Origin of the sequence: Frankia sp. CcI156 (assembly GCF_001983015.1) — a bacterium.
Taxonomy (GTDB): domain Bacteria; phylum Actinomycetota; class Actinomycetes; order Frankiales; family Frankiaceae; genus Frankia; species Frankia casuarinae.
Genome location: NZ_MOMD01000001.1, coordinates 26,289 through 45,035 on the forward strand (window position 1 = coordinate 26,289; position 18,747 = coordinate 45,035).

Below are 18,747 nucleotides of genomic sequence, written 5' to 3' on the forward strand. Positions count from 1 at the left end.
CGTTGTCCGCGGCCACGGCCCGCCTGAGGCGGGCCGTGGCCGCGGACAACATCGCCGCTCCAGGGCGGTCGGTCCTCACCGGCCTGCGCACGACCCCGGTGAACGCCCGCGGGCTCGCCGTGGAAGCGGCCTGGATCGCCACCCACCTCGCCCTCTACCCGGCGAGTGCGCTGCGCCGGCAGCGCCCGCGCGAGCACGAGCCCTACTCGCTGAGCGCGCTCTCCCCGCTGCACCGCAGCCTGCTGGTCAACGCTCCCGACGCGGCAGGCACCCCGATCCTGCTGATCCACGGCCTGATCGACAACCGGTCCGTGTTCACCCGGTTGGGCCGGTCGCTACGCCGCCGCGGTTTCCGCCGGGTGCGCACGGTGGAGCTGCCGCTGCTCGTGCCGACGGTGCAGGAAGCGGCGCTCCGACTCGCCGCGTCCGTGCACGCCGCGATGACGGACAGCGGCAGGCAGCGCGTGCACATCGTCGCCCATTCACTCGGCGGGCTGGTGGCCCGCTACTACGTGCAGCAACTCGGGGGCGATCAGTACGTGGACACGCTGATCACTCTCGCGACGCCTCATTCCGGCACCCGTCTCGCCGGGCTCGTCCCCCGGTCGGTGCCGTACCGGCTCGTCACCCAGCTACGGCCGGGATCGGCGCTCCTACTCGAGCTCGCCGCACCCGCCCCCGGCTGCCGGACCCGGTTCGTCGCGATCGGCGCCGGGCTGGACAGCGTGGTGCGGCCCGCCGAGGCGGCGCTCGACCATCCCGATCTCGACATCGAAAATTACACCGTGCCGGGCCTCGGGCATCATTCCCTGGCGTTCAGCGGCAAGGTTGCCCACCTGGTCGCGAGCTGCCTCGCCGGGGCGGCGGACCGGCCGGGACTCTCGGGACCGTCAGAGCTTCTCGACGGGGGCGTACCGCAGGAGCAGGCGCTTCGTGCCGGTGTTCTCGCCGAAATCGATGGTCGCCTCCGCGGAGTCACCGACCCCGCCGGTGGCGACGACAACTCCGAGACCGAAACTGTCATGCGTCACCCGGTCGCCCTGACGCAACTCCAGGACGGCCCGAGCGGCCGGCCGCGCGCGACCCGAGAACGGCGAGTTCGGTAGCGGTTTACGCGCCGCCGGGGCGCCGGCGGCGCCCCGGCCGGTCGCGCCCGACCCAAAMCCGCCAGACGAGCCCCAGGACGTCCCCGCGGGCGCTGGCGGGGGATCGGCCAGCCGGCGCCAGTCAACCAGCGTGTCCGGCACCTCGCCGAGGAAGCGCGACGGCGGGTTGTAGGCCGGTTGGCCCCAGGCGCTGCGCATCACCGCGCGGGTCAGGTAGAGCCGGATCCGGGCCCGGGTGACACCCACATAGGCGAGCCGACGCTCCTCCTCGAGCTGGGTGGGATCTCCCAGGGTCCGCAGGTGCGGGAAGACGCCGTCCTCGAGACCGGTAAGGAAGACGACGGGGAACTCGAGGCCCTTGGCGCTGTGCAGCGTCATGAGAGTGACCACACCATCGGAACCGTCGTCGGTCGGAACCTGGTCCGCRTCGGCGACGAGCGAGACCTGCTCGAGGAACTCCGCAAGCGTACCCTCGGGCAGCCGCCGGGCGAACTCCTGGACCACTCCGACCAGTTCCTGCAGGTTCTCCACCCGGCCCTGGGACTCGACGGTGTCCTCGGCGAGGAGTTCCGACAGGTAGCCGGTGCGTTCAAGCACCCCCTCGACCACGGCCACCGGGTTGTCGGCCGCTACGGCGCGTAGCTCGGCGAGCAGCGCGGTGAACTCGCGCACCGCCTTCGCCGAGCGCGCGGCGATCCCCGGCACCTCGTCGACACGCTCCAGTGCCTGCGCGAACCCGATCCGCTCGACATCAGCGAAGCCCGCCAGGGCCGCCTCGGCCCGCTCGCCGATCCCGCGCCGGGGCACGTTCAGGATGCGACGCAGGTTCACCGTGTCGCTAGGATTGGCGAGGACCCGCAGGTAGGCAAGGAGATCACGGATCTCCTTGCGCTCGTAGAACCGCACCCCGCCGACCACCCGGTAGGGCAGCCCGACCCGGACGAAGATCTCCTCGAACACCCGGCTCTGGGCGTTGGTCCGGTAGAACACCGCGACGTCGGCGGGCCGCGCGAGCTTCGCGTCCGAGAGCCGGTCGACCTCCTCGGCGACAAAGGCCGCCTCGTCGTGCTCGTTGTCGGCGGCGAATCCGACGATCTTCTCACCGTCACCGGCGTCCGACCACAGTCGCTTGGCCTTGCGCTGGTTGTTACGCGCGATCATCGCGTTCGCGGCGGAGAGGATGGTCTGGGTGGAGCGGTAGTTCTGTTCCAGCAGGATCACTGCGGCGTTCGGGAAATCCTCCTCGAACTCCACGATGTTGCGGATGTTCGCCCCACGGAAGGCGTAGATCGACTGGTCCGCGTCGCCAACCACGCACAGCTCCGCCGGTGGGACGGCGCCCGAGGCCCAGGTACCCGGCCCGGCTGCCGGCTCGGCCGGCTCCACCGGCGCGGACCCGCCACCGAAGTACGCCGGTTGGCCGACGAGTTCACGCACCAGGACGTACTGCGCGTGGTTCGTGTCCTGGTACTCGTCCACGAGCACATGTCGGAATCGGCGCCGGTAGTGCTCGGCGACGTCGGGGAACGACTGGAGGAGGTTCACCGTCATCATGATCAGATCGTCGAAATCAAGGGCGTTGGCCTGAGCCAGCCGCTGCTGATAAGCGGCGTAGACCTCGGCGACGGTCCGCTCGAGGTGGTTCGTGGCCCGGTCCCGTGCGGCCTCCCAGTCGATCAGTTCGTTCTTCAGGTTGCTGATCTGCGCCGCCAGACCTCGGGCGGGATGCCGTTTGGGATCAAGATCAAGGTCACGGGTGACCAGAGTGATCAAACGCTGCGCGTCGGCGGCGTCGTAGATGGAGAAGGTCGAGCCGAACCCGAGACGCTTCGCCTCGGACCTCAGGATGCGCACGCAGGCCGAGTGGAAGGTGCTCACCCACATCGCCCGCGCCCGGGGACCGACCAGCGCCGAGACCCGTTCGCGCATCTCGTTGGCAGCCTTGTTGGTGAACGTGATCGCCAGCATCTCCCCCGGCCGGACCCCCCGGGCCGCCAGCAGGTACGCGATACGGTGGGTCAGCACCCGCGTCTTGCCGGACCCCGCGCCCGCGACGACGAGCAGGGGTGCCCCGATGTGCACCACCGCCGCCCGCTGCTGCAGGTTGAGCCCGTCGAGCAGGCCCTCGGCATCCAGGCGTGGCGAGGAGAAGCCACCGGGCTCGTCCCCGCCCACCGGCGGCGCCAGCACCGCCGGGCCGAACAGGTCGTAGGGCACGTGCGCACCGCCGTGGACATCCGTCCCGACCGACCCGGCGATGCCGGATCCGCCGCCGTGGGAATCGCCGAAAAAGCCGCTCATGGGACTCCGATCGTACGTTCGACGTCGGGCAGGTCGGACCGCGGCATGCCCGGATCGCACCCAACGGCCCGGTCCGCGGTGTGGTCCGCGAGATGCACCGACGGCCCCACCCGGCCGCGGTCCTCGCGCGTCCATGCCACCGCATGACCATCACACGTCCACGCCCAGTGGTCGTCGACCCGCGTGCTGACCAGCCTATTGTCCGTCGTTCCCGCCCCGCCCCGCGCGCGAGGGCGGGTCGTCGATGGCCGTGGTCCGCGTCAACGCCCGGCCCACCGGCGGTCAGGCGGCCCCGCGGCCAAGCGGCCACGCCACGTGGCCACGCGGCCACGTAGTCGCGTAGTCGCGTAGTCACGCGGTACTCGACGCGCTCGGCGGGATGGCCGCGAGCGCCTTCACCCTGCTGGCCACCCCCGGGTCGATGTTGCCACCCGACAGGATTGCCACCGTCGGGCCCTGCGCGAGATCACTTCGACGCAACAAGGCCGCGACCCCCGCGGCGCCGGCCGGTTCCACCTGGTGGCCGGCCCGGTGCAGCAACACCATCGCCTCCCAGAACGCCGCCTCATCGACCGTGACGATCTCGTCCACCAGGCGTGCGGCAAGGGCGAAGGTCAGGACCCCCGGAGCGTTCACCGCCATACCGTCGGCGATCGTGGTCGACGCCGGGACCACCCGTGACGAACGTGGCGCCGTCGGCTGTTCGGACGTCCGGCTGCCCGGAATCGTCCCGACTCCCCGCAGTGTTCCGGCACCGGGCGTCGTTCCGGCACCGGGCGTCGCAGCCCCACCGGGGGRCACCGTGAGCCGCCGGCCAGCCCGCAGCGACGCGGCAAACGCCGACGACAGCACGGACTGCACTCCGACCACTCGCGCATCGGGGCGMCGGGACCGCACCGCCGCGGCCAGCCCGCCGATCAGCCCTCCGCCGCCCACCCCGACCAGAACGGTGCCGAGATCGGGCACCTGATCGAGCAACTCCAAGCCGATCGTGCCCTGCCCGGCCACTACCGTCGGGTCATCGAACGGGTGGACCAGCAGCCGGTCTCCCCGGGCGGCGAAGGTGGCGGCCGCAGCGAGCGCCGCTTCCACCCCCCCGGGTATCTTCTCGACCCGGGCGCCCCACCGGCGCGTCCGCGCCACTTTGACCGGATTGGCCCCTACCGGCACGAAGATGGTCGCCTCGACGCCGAAGGCCGCGGCCGCGAAGGCCACTCCCTGGGCGTGGTTACCGGCACTGGCCGCCACCACCCCCCGGGCCCGCGTCGCCGGATCCGCGGTGGCCACCCGGTGGTAGGCGCCCCGAAGCTTGAACGAACCGGTGTGCTGCTCGTGCTCACACTTGAGCCAGACGGGCGCACCGACCGCCGCCGACAGGCCGAGATCCCGCACGACCCTGGTCCGTCGTGCCACCCCGGCAAGGACGCGGGCCGCGGCGCGGATGTCCGACGCCCAGAGTTCGGCGTCCGGGGCTACCGATCGGTCGTCTGCGGCTGCTGCGGTCATGGAGCATCTCCCGGCGGCTGAGCGGCCACCTCACCATGACCGCGGCAATAAAAAAGCCCCCCGCCAGGACAAGGCGGAAGGGCGAGGCGCGGACCCGATGATCGGTCGCGCGCCTAGGTAATGGCCATCTCGTGCGGGGTCACATCATCCAGGGTGCTCCGGTCCCGCCCAGACGTCAAACGTGCCCGTCGGCGGGGGTCGTCCGACGGGCACGCGCTCCGATCCGGGATCGTCACTCCCACTCGATCGTGCCGGGAGGCTTGGAGGTGATGTCGTACACCACCCGGTTAACCTGCGGCACCTCGTTGACCACCCGGTTCGAGATGCGTTCCAGCAGGCCGTAGGGCAGCCGGGCCCAGTCGGCGGTCATCGCGTCCTCGCTGGTGACCGCGCGCAGGACGATCGGGAAGCCGTACGTACGCTCGTCACCCTGGACGCCCACCGACCGCACGTCGGCGAGCAGCACCGCGAAGACCTKCCAGATCTCGCGGTCCAGGCCGGCCTTGCGAATCTCCTCCCGGATCACCGCGTCGGCCGCCCGCACCACGTCGAGCCGCTCGGGCGTGACCTCGCCGATGATGCGGACGGCGAGGCCCGGGCCCGGGAACGGCTGGCGCCAGACGATCTCCTCGGGCAGCCCCAGCTCCTCGCCGAGCCGACGGACCTCGTCCTTGAACAGGGTCCGAAGCGGCTCGACCAGATCGAACCGCAGGTCCTCGGGCAGTCCACCGACGTTGTGATGCGACTTGATCTTCGCGGCCGTCGGCGAGCCGGATTCGATCACGTCGGGATACAATGTCCCCTGCACGAGAAAGTCGATCGTCGCGCCCTCCGCCTCCGCCCGGACCTCCAGTTCGCGGGCGGACTCCTCGAAAACCCGGATGAACTCACGACCGATGATCTTCCTCTTCCGCYCCGGGTCGGTCACTCCGGACAGCGCGGCGGAGAACCGGTCGGCCGCCTTGACATGGACCAGATCCACGCCGGTAGTCGCGACGAAATCGCGTTCGACCTGTTCCGCCTCGYCGGCCCGCAGCAAACCATGATCGACGAAGACGCAGGTGAGCGCGTCTCCCACCGCCCGGTGCACGAGCGCGGCAGCGACCGCGGAGTCCACCCCGCCGGACAGACCGCAGATCAACCGTCCGGTCCCGACCTGGGCCCGGACGGCCGCGACAGCCTCGTCGACAATGTTGATCATCGTCCAGGTGGGCCGGCAGCCCGCACCCACGAGCAGGAAGTGCCGCAGCACGTCCATGCCTCGCTMGCTGTGGACCACCTCCGGGTGGAACTGCACGCCATAGAGACGACGCGCGGGGTCCTCGAAGGCGGCGACCGGGGCCGACGGCGTGGAAGCCGTTACCCGGAAGCCGGGCGGCGCGGCGGTCACCGAGTCGCCGTGCGACATCCAGACCTGCTGGACAACGGGCAGACCGTCGAAGAGAACCCCGGGATCCGACACCGACAGACGAGTTGCTCCGTACTCGGCGGTTCCCGTGCGCGCGACGGCGCCGTCAAGCGCCTGAGCCATGACCTGATGGCCATAGCAGATACCGAGAATAGGCACTCCGGTAGCGAACAACGCAGGATCGACCCGGGGCGCGCCAGGCGAGTAGACGGACTTCGGGCCGCCAGAAAGGATCAGTGCGGACGGACGCCGGGCGAGGATCTCGTCCACCGACATATCCCACGGGACGATCTCCGAATACACATGACATTCGCGTATGCGCCGGGCGATCAGTTGGGCATACTGAGCACCGAAATCGATCACCAGCACGGTGTCATAGCCCGCAGGCCCCACCGCGGACGGGCCGCTGGGGCCGTCCGCCGGGGACCGCGGAACATCCCGAACCGCGCCGGTATCCGTCGGCTCCGCACCACGGCCAGCACTGCTACGCTGCAACTCGCTCACCCCGCAAGCCTACGGACACGGCGACCCCACCGGTCCGTCCAGGCGCCCAACCATCTCCCACGGCCTTCACCGGAACAGACGAAGCGCACCGGGCACCGCCGCGAAGGCGGTAAGGGCTCATGTAGGAGATGTCTAGGATGCCGAGTTTGCGCCTTCAGCCCGGTTCACTCACCCCGACAAGCGCTTCGATCATCAGTGACGCCCGATGTCGGGCTTCCCCGGCGGTTACGGTAGTGGTGACTCCGCGCGCAGTAGCGACAACTGACGTGCGGCCACCAAGGCGCTTACGGTAGGCGCCTTTCGGATGCCGACTTCGTACCGCTATGGTGCCTGACAAGGGACATCCGGGCCCGATACCGAGCCATCCTGGTACGACCTGTTCCGGGAGGCTGGCGGAGAGGTTGCGAAGGTACGTGCGCAGACAACCGATGGCCAGCAGCACGGGCATCGCCGCAGACTCGGAGCCGACAGTGGCGCCGGGTTCGCCCGTGGACGCCGAAGACGGCGGGCAGCGCGATGGTCGATCCGCCGCGCCACCGAACCCAGCCGGGTCGGGACTGGCGCGCCTTCGTCGCGCCGCCGCCAACCCCACCAACTGGCGGGTACGCACCAAGCTGATCGCGATTCTGGCCGTGCCTGTCATCGCGATCCTCGCCTACTCGTCCATCGAGGCGGGTACGGTGCTGACGAGCACGCGGGACGTCAACCGGGTGTCCGATCTGACCGAGATCAGCCGCTCCGCGGCCGGGCTGGTCCACGCCCTGCAGGCCGAGCGCACCTACAGCACCGGATTCGTCGCCAGCGGTCCCGTCGGCGCCCGGGACGGGAGCACGATTCCAACCCGCCGGGCGGCGGTCGATGAAGCCTACAGGGCGTACAAGTCAGCTGCGAACGAGCGGCGAGGGTCCTTCGGCAGCGAGGTACGCCGCGCTCTCGACGACGTCAGCAGCCGGATGGACACGCTGCCCGCCAAGCGGCAGACGATCGAAAGGCTGATCGACAGGAAGGCGGTCGAGACCGCCTTTCAGCCGATCATTGACTCACTGGTCAACCTGATCCGGCTGATCCCACAGGGAAATGACGACCAGGAGCTCAACGCCGGGGTCAACACGGCCTACTTCCTGATGTCCGGGACGGAACTTCTCGCCGAGGAGCAGACACTCATCCACGGCCTGTTTACCCGCAACGGGAACCAGGTCTTCACGGCAGACGACTATCGCGAGTTCCTGTCGGCCGAGACCCAGCGGGGCCGCCAGCGCAACGATCTCGAGAACGCCGCTCTACCGAACCAGCTCGCGGTCTACGAACCGACGATCGACACCGAGACCAACGGGGACATCCGCAACACCCAGAATTACGTCGAAGAAATTCTGAACGCGCCCATCGGTCAGCCGCTGACCGCGCTGGAAGCCGAGAAATGGGACCAGGCGACCCAGCGAACCATCGACACCGGCACGGAAGCCGTTGACAAGCTCCTGGGCCTCGTCGACGCCCGCGCGGGCACCCTGCGGGGCAACATCCAGCGCCACGCGCTGCTGTCCGGTCTGCTGATCCTGCTCATCCTGGCCCTCGCCCTGCTCGCCGCACTGATCGTCGYGCGATCGCTGGTCCGCCCCCTGCTGGCGCTGCGGACTGCCGCGCTGGACGTCGCCGACCATCGGCTTCCCGAGGCCGTCCGTCGGTTGCGCGATTCCACCGAGCTGGACATCGACGACTCGATCGAACCGGTCGGTATCGACACCGACGAGGAGGTCGGCGAAGTCGCGCGGGCTTTCGACGAGGTTCACCGGGAGGCGATCCGGCTGGCCTCCGAACAGGCGTCGCTGCGGAACAACGTCAACGCGATGTTCGTGAACCTCTCCCGGCGCAGTCAGGGACTGGTCGAACGGCAGCTGCGTCTCATCGACGAGCTGGAGAACCGCGAGCAGGATCCGGACCAGTTGTCCAACCTGTTCAAGCTGGATCACCTCGCCACTCGTATGCGGCGGAACAACGAAAGCCTGCTCGTCCTCGCCGGCACGGACACCGCTCGGCGCTGGACACACCCCGTCCCACTGAACGAGGTCGTACTGGCGGCCATCTCCGAGGTGGAGCAGTACACCCGCGTCAAGCAGACCTCGGCCGCCGCGGTGTCCATCGCCGGCAACGGTGTCAGCGACGTCGTCCATCTGGTCGCCGAGCTCCTCGAGAACGCCACCTCGTACTCGCCGCCGGCCACCAGCGTCCTCGTCACCAGCCGCTCGCTCGGTCCGGGGGCCGGGGCGATGATCGAGATCGAGGACCAGGGCATCGGCATGCCGGCCAAGGAACTCGAACGGGTCAACGACCGACTGGCGAACCCGCCGGTGGTCGACGTGTCGGTGTCACGGACCATGGGCCTGTTCGCGGTCGGTCGGCTGGCCAGCCGCCACGGCATTCACGTCCAGCTGCGTGAGTCCGCCTCCGGAGGTATCACCGCTGTCGTCCGGCTGCCTGCCAAGCTGGTGACCGGAGACGGCGGGGCCGGCACGGGACCGGCCCGGCCCGCCGCGCCGGCGTTGGGAACCCGCGTCGGCGACTCGCCGGCCATCCCCGGTTCCCCGACCGGACCGCGTGCCCCGCAGCGGCCGGAACGCACCGGCTCGGGAACTCCCGAACCGGTGGACGGCAGGGTCGCGTCGACGAACGGCACCGGGGCCAACGGGCACCGGACCGCGAGTGAATCCGACGGACCAGAAAGCCTCTTCGACGACTCCAGCGGGCCCCGGCGGTTCCCCAGCACCGGGCCGTTCCCTCTCACCGGGCCGCTGGCCGCCGCTCAGCTCGGATCCGACCGGACGGGTTCGCCGCCCACCGCGGATGATCGCGACTTCGGGCCGGACGACTTCGCTCCCGGCCTCGACGGCGGCACCGAGCGCGACAGCGAGACGGATGGCATCAGCGCCGCTCCGCCGACCCTGCCGCACGATCTACTCGGGCGGGGAGGAAACGACGAGGACCACCCGGTCCCGGGAGCCCGGGAGCGGCCCGGCTCCAGTGGGCAGGACGATCCCCGTGACCCACGGCAGCTCGACGACCGGGGGCTCGACCTCGATGCCCTTCGCGGCCGCGGCCGCACCGCTCCCGGTGGCCGGCTCGAACCGCCCCCCGACGTCGTACCGGACACCCAGACCATCGACCGGCGCGGATTCGGACGACGGGACGATCCGGTCACGGACGAGACGAGACCGGTGTCGTTCGGGGACAACCGCTGGGGGACCAAACCACGTTCCGGCGGCGCCACCGGGCCCGGTCGGACCGGGCAGCCCGACACCACCCCGACACCGCCCGGCCCGACACCGCCCGGCCCGACACCGCCCGGCCCGACACCGCCCGGCCCGACACCGCCCGGCCCGACACCGCCCGGCCAGAGCCGGCCCGATGCCGGTGAGCGGCCCCGGTCGGCCGAGGAGCCGCCCCCCGGGGCCGGCAGCGTGTTCGCCCGCTCCGAGAACCGGCCCGTTCCGCAGGAACGATCGGAGTCCACGGAGTCCACGGAGTCCACCGGTCCCCGCGACCGGCTGGCGTCGGCGCTCGCGTCCCGGCGGTTGCGCGACACCGGGACGACAGAGGCGGTCTCCGGCGAGGACACCGGCGAACAGACCACGGCAGACCGGGACACCGACGACATCGAGACGTCGCCGATCTTCGACTCCGTGTCGGCGTGGTTCCAGCGACGTTCTCCGTCCGATCGGGCGCCCGCCCAGCATTCGACGGCGGCCGCGGCGGCCCGCCCCACCGGGCCGGGTGCCGGTGGGGCGGCGCCACCGCCCCGTTCCCCGGTCCGTCCGGGGCTCGGTGGGGCCTTCGGGCAACGCGGCCCCGCCCGCTCCGGAGTCGATCCGCTCACGGCTACCCGGACACCGGCACGGGAGGAGCCCGCGACGGACGCGCCGTCAGCGGCTCCGCCCGTCCCGGCCTTCGCGGCCCAGCATCAGACGGCCCCACACCATCAACCAGCAGGGCAATACCAGCCAGCACAGCACCAGGCAACGCCCCAGCAGCCCCCGTCCCGGGAGAACTGGACATCTCCCGGGGACGCCGGCTGGCAGGCGGCCGAGTTGTTGCGTCAGCCGAGCACAGGCGGCGTGACGCGGTCGGGCCTACCGGTGCGAGTTCCCATGACCCATCTCGTGCCCGGCAGCGCCGAACCCGCGCCCCGCCGGCGTCCCACCGACACCTCGGCCAGATCTCCTGAGGCTGTAGGAGGCCGGCTTGCCAGCTTCTACCAGGGCGTACGGCAGGGACGTGATGTCGGAGTCGACACCGCGAGGAATCCTCGACGTGACGCGCAGGAGGAACGGTGACACCCGTGAGTTCTGAAGCCCAGAACCTCAATTGKTTGATCAACAATTTTGTCGATCGCGTCCCGGGTGTCGCCCACACCGTTGTGGTGTCCGCAGACGGCCTGCTACTCGCCGTCTCCGACGGTTTCCCCCGGGATCGCGCCGACCAGCTCGCCGCGGTGGCCTCGGGACTKGTGAGCCTGACCCAGGGCGCCGCCCGCGTCTTCGAGGCGGGCGGCGTCACCCAGACGGTCGTGGAGATGGAGCACGGCTTTCTCTTCATCATGGCAATCAGTGACGGCGCGAGCATGGCAGTGCTCGCGGCACCGTCCTGCGACATCGGTCTGGTCGGCTATGAGATGGCACTGCTGGTCAGCCGGGCGAAGGACGTCCTGACCCCGGCGTTGCGCGCCGAACTGCAGGGAACCCTTCCGCGGTGACCGGACGGCAACACAGGGAGTCAGGGTGAGTATCGATCCCGAGGGCACGCCCGGGCCGGTCGTCCGTCCGTATGCGATGACCGGTGGGCGCACTCGGTCGCGCTATGAACTCGCCATCGAGGCACTCGTCTTCACGACGCCTCTCGGCGAGGAACGAGCGATCGGCCTCAACCTGGAGCAACAGACCATCGCCGCCATGTGCCGGYAGGTGCGATCCATCGCGGAGATCGCAGCCGGCCTCCGGGTGCCCCTCGGGGTGGCCCGCGTGCTGGTAGGCGATATGGCGGACGAAGGCTTCGTCCGCGTCCACCAGCAGCCTGACCGCGACGAGGCACCGGATCTCGCGTTGCTCGAAAGGGTTCTCAGTGGCCTTCGAAAGCTCTGACAACAGGCGGGTCAACTCCGCCGTCGCCACGACCTCGGTGAAGATCGTGGTAGCGGGCGGATTCGGCGCCGGGAAAACCACATTCGTGGGTTCGGTGTCCGAGATCGTCCCGCTGCGCACCGAGGCCGTCATGACCGAGGCGGGAGCCCACATCGACGACCTCACCCACCTGATGGACAAGACCACCACCACGGTCGCCATGGACTTCGGCCGAGTCTCGCTGGACGAAGATCTGATCCTGTATCTGTTCGGCACCCCCGGGCAGTACCGCTTCTGGTTCATGTGGGACGATATCGTGCGGGGAGCCATCGGTGCGATCGTGCTCGCCGACACCCGCCGACTGGCCGATTGCTTCGCCGCGGTCGACTACTTCGAGCAGCGGCAGTTGCCCTTCGTGATTGGCGTCAACTGCTTCGACGGGATCCTGCGGCACTCGATCGAGGACGTCCGGGAAGCACTGCAGGTCAGCCCGGCCGTTCCCGTCATCACCTGCGACGCCCGCAACCGCGACTCCACCAAGAGCGCGCTGATCGCGGTGGTCGAGCACACGATGTCGCGGGCGACCGCAGGGACCTGAGGTGATCCGCCCCGGGGCGGCCGGTGCCAGTCGCCCCGGGCAAGCGAGCCGACCCGAGCTCAGACGGGCGGGGGAAGCTTGCGGAGTTCGGCATCCAGCGGGACCTTGGTATTACCCGTATTGTTGACAATCTTGAGGTCGAAATCGTTCGCCTGCTGGTTCTGGTTCCACTGACCACCGACGAGGGCGATACGAGCCACGTTCTTCGGGACGTTGGGCTGAGCTCCGAACGCCACGGGTCCGACGATGGTCTGGGCGTCGACGTCGCGGATGGCCGTGGCGACGGCTTCTCGGTTGTCGAGGGAGTCGACGTTGCTCAGCGCCTTGACGGCGACCTCRAACAGGGCGTACGAGAATCCAAGGATCTGGGTCCACCCTTGGCCGCGGGCGCTGGTGAAGTCGTTGGCCAGCTCCAGGGACGTCTTGTTCGTCAGCGAGCTGCGGAAGGGATGCGCCGGTGACCACGCCACCTCGGTGGTAAGACCGTCACCACCGGTACCGAGGCCACGCACATCCTCCTGGAAGTAGATCGCCTTGGAGATCGTCAGGGCGTTCGGCGAGTAACCGAAGGTCCTGGTCTCCTTCCGGAAGGTGGCGAAGTCCGCGGCCCGGGACACGCCGACGACGGCCTGCACCCCGTTCTTCTCGAATTCATCGATATAGGTCTTGAATGAGGGCGCCCCGCTTGCGTAGCCGGCTGACATCGGCGACGTCAGCCGGAGATTGTTGTAATTGCGGATGGTGGGAATTCCGAAGTCCGGGTTGGCGAACGCGCGGCCGTCGTCGTCGTCCGGATACATGAGCCCCACCTTGGTGATCCCGAGCTGGCTCCACATCGCGACGTAGGTCGCCACCAGGTCCTCCATGCCCCAGAAAAAGTGGTAGGTCCAGCGGAAGGGCATGTCGACGTTGCCGCCCCGGCCATTCCACCAGGCCTGCCACGGGGCGATTGTGGAGATACAGGGAACCTGGTTGATCTCGCACTGGTCCGCGACGGGAACGGCAGTGTCGGAGGTGCCACCGACCAGCACGATGTCGACCTTGTCCTTGAAGATCAGGTCGGTTGTCGCAATCCCGGCGCCATGGCGGTCCGACTCGGAGTCCCGGACGAAGATCTCGACGGGATAGGTGCGGTTCCCCACCTTCACGCCATCGGCCAAGATCGTGCGCATCGTCTGCACCACATACGAGTCGACCACGCTGTGGCTGCGGAACGCCCCCGTCCGGGACGTCACATAGCCGAGACGTACCTTGCGCGCCGCGCTGGCCGAGGAGGATGAGCCCCCACACGCGGCCAACAGCCCGGCGGCCGGTGCCGCGACCGCCGCGGTCCCGGCCCAGCGAAGCAGACCACGCCGGTTAACGGTCCGTCGGCCGCTCTCCCGGGGAACGGGGACGCCCCCGTCCGCACCGCCAGCCACATCCGTCCTGCCAGCGGCGGCACACCGTCCGCCACCCTCACCACGGTCAGACCTGAGCATGGCACCTGATCCTGCCCCATGCCATCCTGAATCCGACAACGGGGGTCGGAACTCGGCAGATCCCGGGCTACCAGAGGCGCCTTAGATCCGACATATCGGTGTTTCACTTACCGTCAGCGTGGGGATGGATCTCCTCAGTTCACCCCGCAGTATCGGTGCGKTGCGCTGCCACTCGCGGTGAGTTCCAGCGTGCCCTGCGCCTTGTCGCGGATTCCGGCCCCGGGCTTGGCGATGTGCACCCCCGAAAGATCCTTCAGTGGCCCGCTGGTGAACTTCACGTTGCCGATCACATTCCCGCCGTCGTTACCGGCCACCRGCGTGATCGTGTACTGACCGGCGGTGCCGTCCCAGCTGTAGGCACCGGCGGTCCGTTCGACCACGAGCACACCGACGACATTGTCGGACAGCTTCAGGGGATTCGTCCCGGTAACCAGCCGGCATTCCCAACTGCCATCAATCATCGCCTTGCCATTGATCGCGTCCGGGCTGGTCGTGGTGGGCGTCGGCGAGCCACTGGGGGGAGCCGGCGAAACCGACGGCGCGCTCTTGCCGCCGCCATCGCCGCGCAGGAGTGCATAGCCGCCGACCGCGAGCAACGCGAGGACCAACGCAACGGCCAAAGGACCGATCCAATCCTGACGAAGCCAGGCGAGGCGATCCTCGCCGGAGAAGTCCTCGCCCTCCGGCTCATCCCGGGCATCCCCCTGTTCCCGCAGCCCCACCGCGCGGGCATCACGTCCGTAGGCCCGCCGCCCGGGCCCGGAATGGCCGCCGACCCCGGCGCCCTCCTCATGCCGGCCAGCATGTCCACGGCTCCTGGCGCCGGTTCCGCCCGCGCGACCGGCCCGGTCCGCGGTGCCACGCCGGCGCTCGCCGGCGCTCGCCGCACCCCCCTCACCCGATCGCGTCGATCCTGATGACCGGATGGGCTGGGGAGCCGAGACCGGTTGGAGACTGTTGGTGTCGGTCACCGGATTCGGGGTGCGGCGGCGGTCGGCAGGCACACTGCGACCACTCGGTTTGCGCACCGACCGGGAGGGCTGCCAGCCGCTGTCGTCATCCGGCGCGGCGCCGGCACCTCTGGCCTTTCCCGATCCCCGCCGGGGCACCAGGGACGTCCTCTCCGAGGGAGACTCGGGTCGGCGCCCCACCGGCGACAACGGAGTTCCGACCAGGCCACGCGCACCGGTCCCGGCCGGCAACGCGGAGGCGTCTGGCCGGTACAGCGGACGAGCGGTCGTCATCGTCTCCTCGACCCGAGGTACAGCCAGGTCGCCGGGCCTGCCGCTGGCCCGCGACGCATCGGCGTCGACCTCGGCAGCCGCCCGCCGCTCCGGGGCCGCGAGCGCCCGGCCGCGGGCCGGAGCGGACGGCCCGTTCTGGCCGGACAGCCGGTCGGTCGGACCGGCCAACGAGTCCCTCGGTCCAGACACCCGATTCGCCGGCACCCGCCAGTCGCTCCCCGTCGCAGCCTCCACCGGCGATCGTCGCCGGGCCACCGGGAGCGGTCCGGAGAGCGKGTCCTGGCGGCCGGGGACCAGTCCGGCGATCCCGTTGGGCCCGTTGGGCGGGAGAGAACGGACGGCATCTCCGGTGYCGGGCAGGGGAGTCCGCCAGCCTGCAAGATCCGCTCCGCCGTCGCGGGGGTCCCGCGGACGATCCTGGCGGGAGCGCAGACGGTCCTGGCGGAAGTGTGGGGGCAGGCCCCCGGTGGCCGGGCCCTGCCGGCCGACGGTGAGGTCGGCGGAGGCGGGGAACGCGCCGTTCCCGCCGGCGGCCTTACCCACGGGAAGGCCGTTGAGGCCCCCGGCGCCGTTGACCCCGGAACCGCCATTGACCCCGGAACCGCCATTGACCCCGGAACCGCCATTGACCCCGGAACCGCCATTGACCCCGGAACCGCCATTGACCCCGGAACCGCCATTGACCCCGGAACCGCCGTTCGGGCCCCTTTTTCCCGGACCCGGGTCCCTGCCGGGACGACTCGACGCCGATCCCGGCAGATAGGCTTCCGCGCCCCCGAATCCGCGGGGCGGAGTTGATGAGGTCGCGCCCGGACCAGCGGATCCGCCGCCACCGGGACGGACCTCGCCGGCCTCCCGGTTCGGGGCGCCCGGGCCCACTGCGGGCGTGCCCACACCGGGCAGTTGAACACGGGGCAGTTGAACACGGGGCGAGCTGTGCCCGTTCCAGGGATCCGTCGAGGAGTATGCGGTTTGGGGCCCGGCATCAGACGGCGGCGCGGCGGCGGTCACGCCAAAGCTCTCGGGCACCACCGGGAAGGCCGGGYCGGTGACCCGGCTCGGGGTGCCCGACTGGCCCGGAACTCCCCTGAGGTCCGCCGGCGACGTGGGAACGGCCCGGGACGGCAGCGCGGGAACCGGTCGGGCGGAGATCGGAAACCCACCGGTGAACGGGTCCGCGGAAGCCCCACCCCCCGGTCTCGCCCCGGAGGTGGTTCCCGCCGCCCCGCCGGCCCGTGGGGAACGGCCCATGTGCACCGGTCCCGACGGCGGACCGGTTGGGACCGGGTAGGTCTCCTGACCGGGTCCGCCCACCTGCGGGTCGGACGGCGTCGTAGCCGTCCTGGACGCCGCGGACGGTGGCGGGGAGGCCGAGGGGAGGTAGGACGTCGGCCGGGACGCAGCCGGCGGCGGACCGGCGGAAACCCGAGGACCCCTGGGAACAGGAGGAGCAGGAGAAGCCACCGGAGCGGCGGATGACACCGCCGGGGTGGACGGGCCCGCGGGAGCGGGGGGGGTCACCGAGATGCCCGGCGGGCGTCCACCGGCGGGTCCCGGCGCCGGACCGTCCCAGGTGGTGGTCACGTCGAAGGGATCGGCGGGACGCGCACCGCCGCCTGCCGGCGGCATGGCTGGTCGCGGTCCCGGCGCCGGCTCACGCCGGGACCGGGGGTTCGGATCCCAGGATGTGGGCGCGGGCTCACGGGAGACAGGACGGGCTGCCTGCTCGCCCACCCGCTCCACCGCGAAGAAATCGTCGTCACGACGGGGGGCAGCCGGGCGCCCCGTGGCACCGTTGCGGTCGGTGTCATAGGTCGTCACAGAACTATCACCCGCCTCCGGGTGCGGGCGCCGGGCGTCGGCGACGTTATCCCAGCTTCAGGCATCATGGCCGCTGAACCGCTGTATTTGATCATAGGGCGGCATCTCCTGCCCCCCCTGGTCAGCACGATGCGGGCAGTCATCGTGTGGACGTGCGTCGGGTAAATGTGTGATCTGGTCACGCCGCCGGGTCCCCCGCCCAGCCGGACGAATGCACGTGGAGCAGCCTCGCTCCGGCAGGGGCGGTCTCGGGATGTGTCCCGGAGAATCGCACCGCCATGACCGCCCACCGATGCGCGAAGGACGTCCTATCACATCACCGACGAAAAAGCAATAGCACTCTCGTCCGTCGTCCCGTAGCTCATCCAGGCATCTGACAATAGTTCTATCAGCCCACTGTACACTGGTAATCGTCATCGCTTGTCACGGCAGGCGGCATAGATCTCCCGCACGATGCGCTGCGACGACTCGGACTGGACGTTGTCACTGAACCGCTGGTACTCCTCCTGGGTGTAGCCGGCTTCCAACTTCTCCAGCGTGCAGGTGCAATAGCCTTCGTTACCGTTGCTGACGTCGAGGCACGAGCTGAGATATGCCTGACGGACCTCCGGGGAGTAACGGCCCTTCTCCGCCGCGGCCRGGCCGGCCGCGGTCCCGGAGTCCGATCCACCGCCGCCGAGGGCGAGGAATCCGATGACGCCGAGCCCGAGGCAGACGAGAACGACGGCGGCGCCGATCAGCAACGGCGGACGGTCGCGCACGTGCTGGACGAACGCGGTGACCCGTGCCGGCAGCCCGCCGGCCTCGTCGCGCCGGGCCGTCGCCCCGCGCCGAGCCGTCGCCCCGCGCCGAGCCGTCGATTCACGCCGGGAGATGGGCCCGGACGGTGCCCATCCACTGTCGTGCTCGTCGAACGACCCGGCGTACGGCCCCGGCTCGTCGTCCGGATCGTCGTCCCACCGCGATGTGCCGTCCGCCGCACCGCCGGCGGACGGGGCGTACGTCGCCGCCAAGCCCCCGACACGCCGGATCTCGCCGGTCGAGTCGCCGTCGCCCCAGGTCGTCTGCGCCGCGGCCGGCCCGGCGGACGCAGCCACCGGATCGACGGGATCCGCCGCACCCGCGCGGCGGGCCGGACCGGTCAGATCGCCCCGCTCCGACGGCCCGTGCGGTGCAATGACGTCCGCGGCCGGTTCCCCCCACCGGCCGCGCTGGCCGGTGGGGCCGTAGGGTGCCAGCCCCCGCGCGTCCGGCTCTGACGGCGTGGCCACCACCCCGCCCATGGTGCGGGGTGGATCGGTGAGCGCCCCGCCCCAACTCGGCGGTGCCGGAGCCGCTTCCACGGCACCGGGTCCGGCACCGGGTCCGGCACCGGGCGACGAGCCGGCAGCACCGGGCCGCCCACCAAACGAACCGCCCTGCGCTCCTACCTCGGACCCGACCCGACCGGACCCGGGCTCCCCGGCCGGACCGGCACCGAAGGCGGGCCCACCGGGATGGTTGCCGAATCGCGCCGAGGCCGACGAACCAGCCGGCGGCGCTGCCGATGACGGCTGCCAGGTCTGGGCAGCCTCGTCCCAGACGTAGGCACCGTCGTCGCTGACCCAACGGCCGTGCTCGTCGAGGCGCATCTGTCGTCCTTCATGCCGGAGACGGACCGCTTCCAGGGT

Annotated in this window: 10 protein-coding genes and 1 pseudogene; 5 read left to right on the top strand and 6 right to left on the bottom strand. The window is 70.4% G+C overall.

Features of this window, described 5'->3' with window-relative positions; translation table 11 throughout:
- Positions 1–119: 119 nt before the first annotated feature.
- Positions 120–602: pseudogene (locus CcI156_RS27350) on the top strand (esterase/lipase family protein); the annotation flags it as partial.
- Positions 603–890: 288 nt separating this feature from the next.
- On the opposite strand, the gene pcrA reads toward CcI156_RS27350, so the two are convergent.
- From pcrA to guaA, 3 genes are all read right to left on the bottom strand, one after another.
- Positions 891–3,407: a DNA helicase PcrA gene (pcrA, locus tag CcI156_RS26480; RefSeq protein ID WP_011435100.1), complete on the bottom strand. Its 2,517-nt coding sequence runs from the start codon at positions 3,405–3,407 to the stop codon at positions 891–893.
- A 351-nt stretch (positions 3,408–3,758) separates the two neighbouring features.
- Complete coding sequence (locus CcI156_RS00135) at positions 3,759–4,913, bottom strand: threonine/serine dehydratase (RefSeq protein ID WP_076803921.1); 1,155 nt, start codon at positions 4,911–4,913, stop codon at positions 3,759–3,761.
- 232 nt (positions 4,914–5,145) lie between these two features.
- Positions 5,146–6,714 carry a glutamine-hydrolyzing GMP synthase gene (gene guaA / locus CcI156_RS00140; RefSeq protein ID WP_175637523.1) on the bottom strand — a complete coding sequence of 523 codons (1,569 nt, stop codon included), beginning with the start codon at positions 6,712–6,714 and terminating at the stop codon, positions 5,146–5,148.
- A 539-nt stretch (positions 6,715–7,253) separates the two neighbouring features.
- Between guaA and CcI156_RS00145 the strand changes: the two genes are divergently transcribed.
- From CcI156_RS00145 to CcI156_RS00160, 4 genes are read left to right on the top strand one after another with little or no spacing between them, the layout of a single operon-like run.
- Complete coding sequence (locus CcI156_RS00145) at positions 7,254–11,150, top strand: sensor histidine kinase (RefSeq protein ID WP_076803923.1); 3,897 nt, start codon at positions 7,254–7,256, stop codon at positions 11,148–11,150.
- Positions 11,147–11,569 (top strand): roadblock/LC7 domain-containing protein, encoded by a 423-nt coding sequence (locus CcI156_RS00150; protein WP_076803924.1) that lies wholly within the window; start codon positions 11,147–11,149, stop codon positions 11,567–11,569. Before CcI156_RS00145 ends, CcI156_RS00150 begins: the two co-directional genes overlap by 4 nt.
- 25 nt (positions 11,570–11,594) lie before the next feature.
- On the top strand, positions 11,595–11,954 hold the full coding sequence (locus tag CcI156_RS00155; protein ID WP_076803925.1) for a DUF742 domain-containing protein: 360 nt from the start codon (positions 11,595–11,597) through the stop codon (positions 11,952–11,954).
- Positions 11,935–12,531, top strand: coding sequence for an ATP/GTP-binding protein (locus CcI156_RS00160; RefSeq protein ID WP_011435094.1), 597 nt, complete (start codon positions 11,935–11,937; stop codon positions 12,529–12,531). The genes CcI156_RS00155 and CcI156_RS00160 overlap by 20 nt, the downstream gene beginning before the upstream one ends.
- A 59-nt stretch (positions 12,532–12,590) precedes the next feature.
- Here the strand turns inward: CcI156_RS00160 and CcI156_RS00165 are convergent, their stop codons facing one another.
- From CcI156_RS00165 to CcI156_RS00185, 3 genes are all read right to left on the bottom strand, one after another.
- On the bottom strand, positions 12,591–14,012 hold the full coding sequence (locus CcI156_RS00165) for an ABC transporter substrate-binding protein (protein WP_011435093.1): 1,422 nt from the start codon (positions 14,010–14,012) through the stop codon (positions 12,591–12,593).
- 134 nt (positions 14,013–14,146) lie between these two features.
- Positions 14,147–15,490, bottom strand: coding sequence for a hypothetical protein (locus CcI156_RS25360; protein WP_076803926.1), 1,344 nt, complete (start codon positions 15,488–15,490; stop codon positions 14,147–14,149).
- Positions 15,491–17,490: 2,000 nt separating this feature from the next.
- Entirely contained in the window at positions 17,491–18,708 is a 1,218-nt protein-coding gene (locus tag CcI156_RS00185) for a hypothetical protein (protein WP_076803928.1), read from the bottom strand.
- Positions 18,709–18,747: the final 39 nt, after the last annotated feature.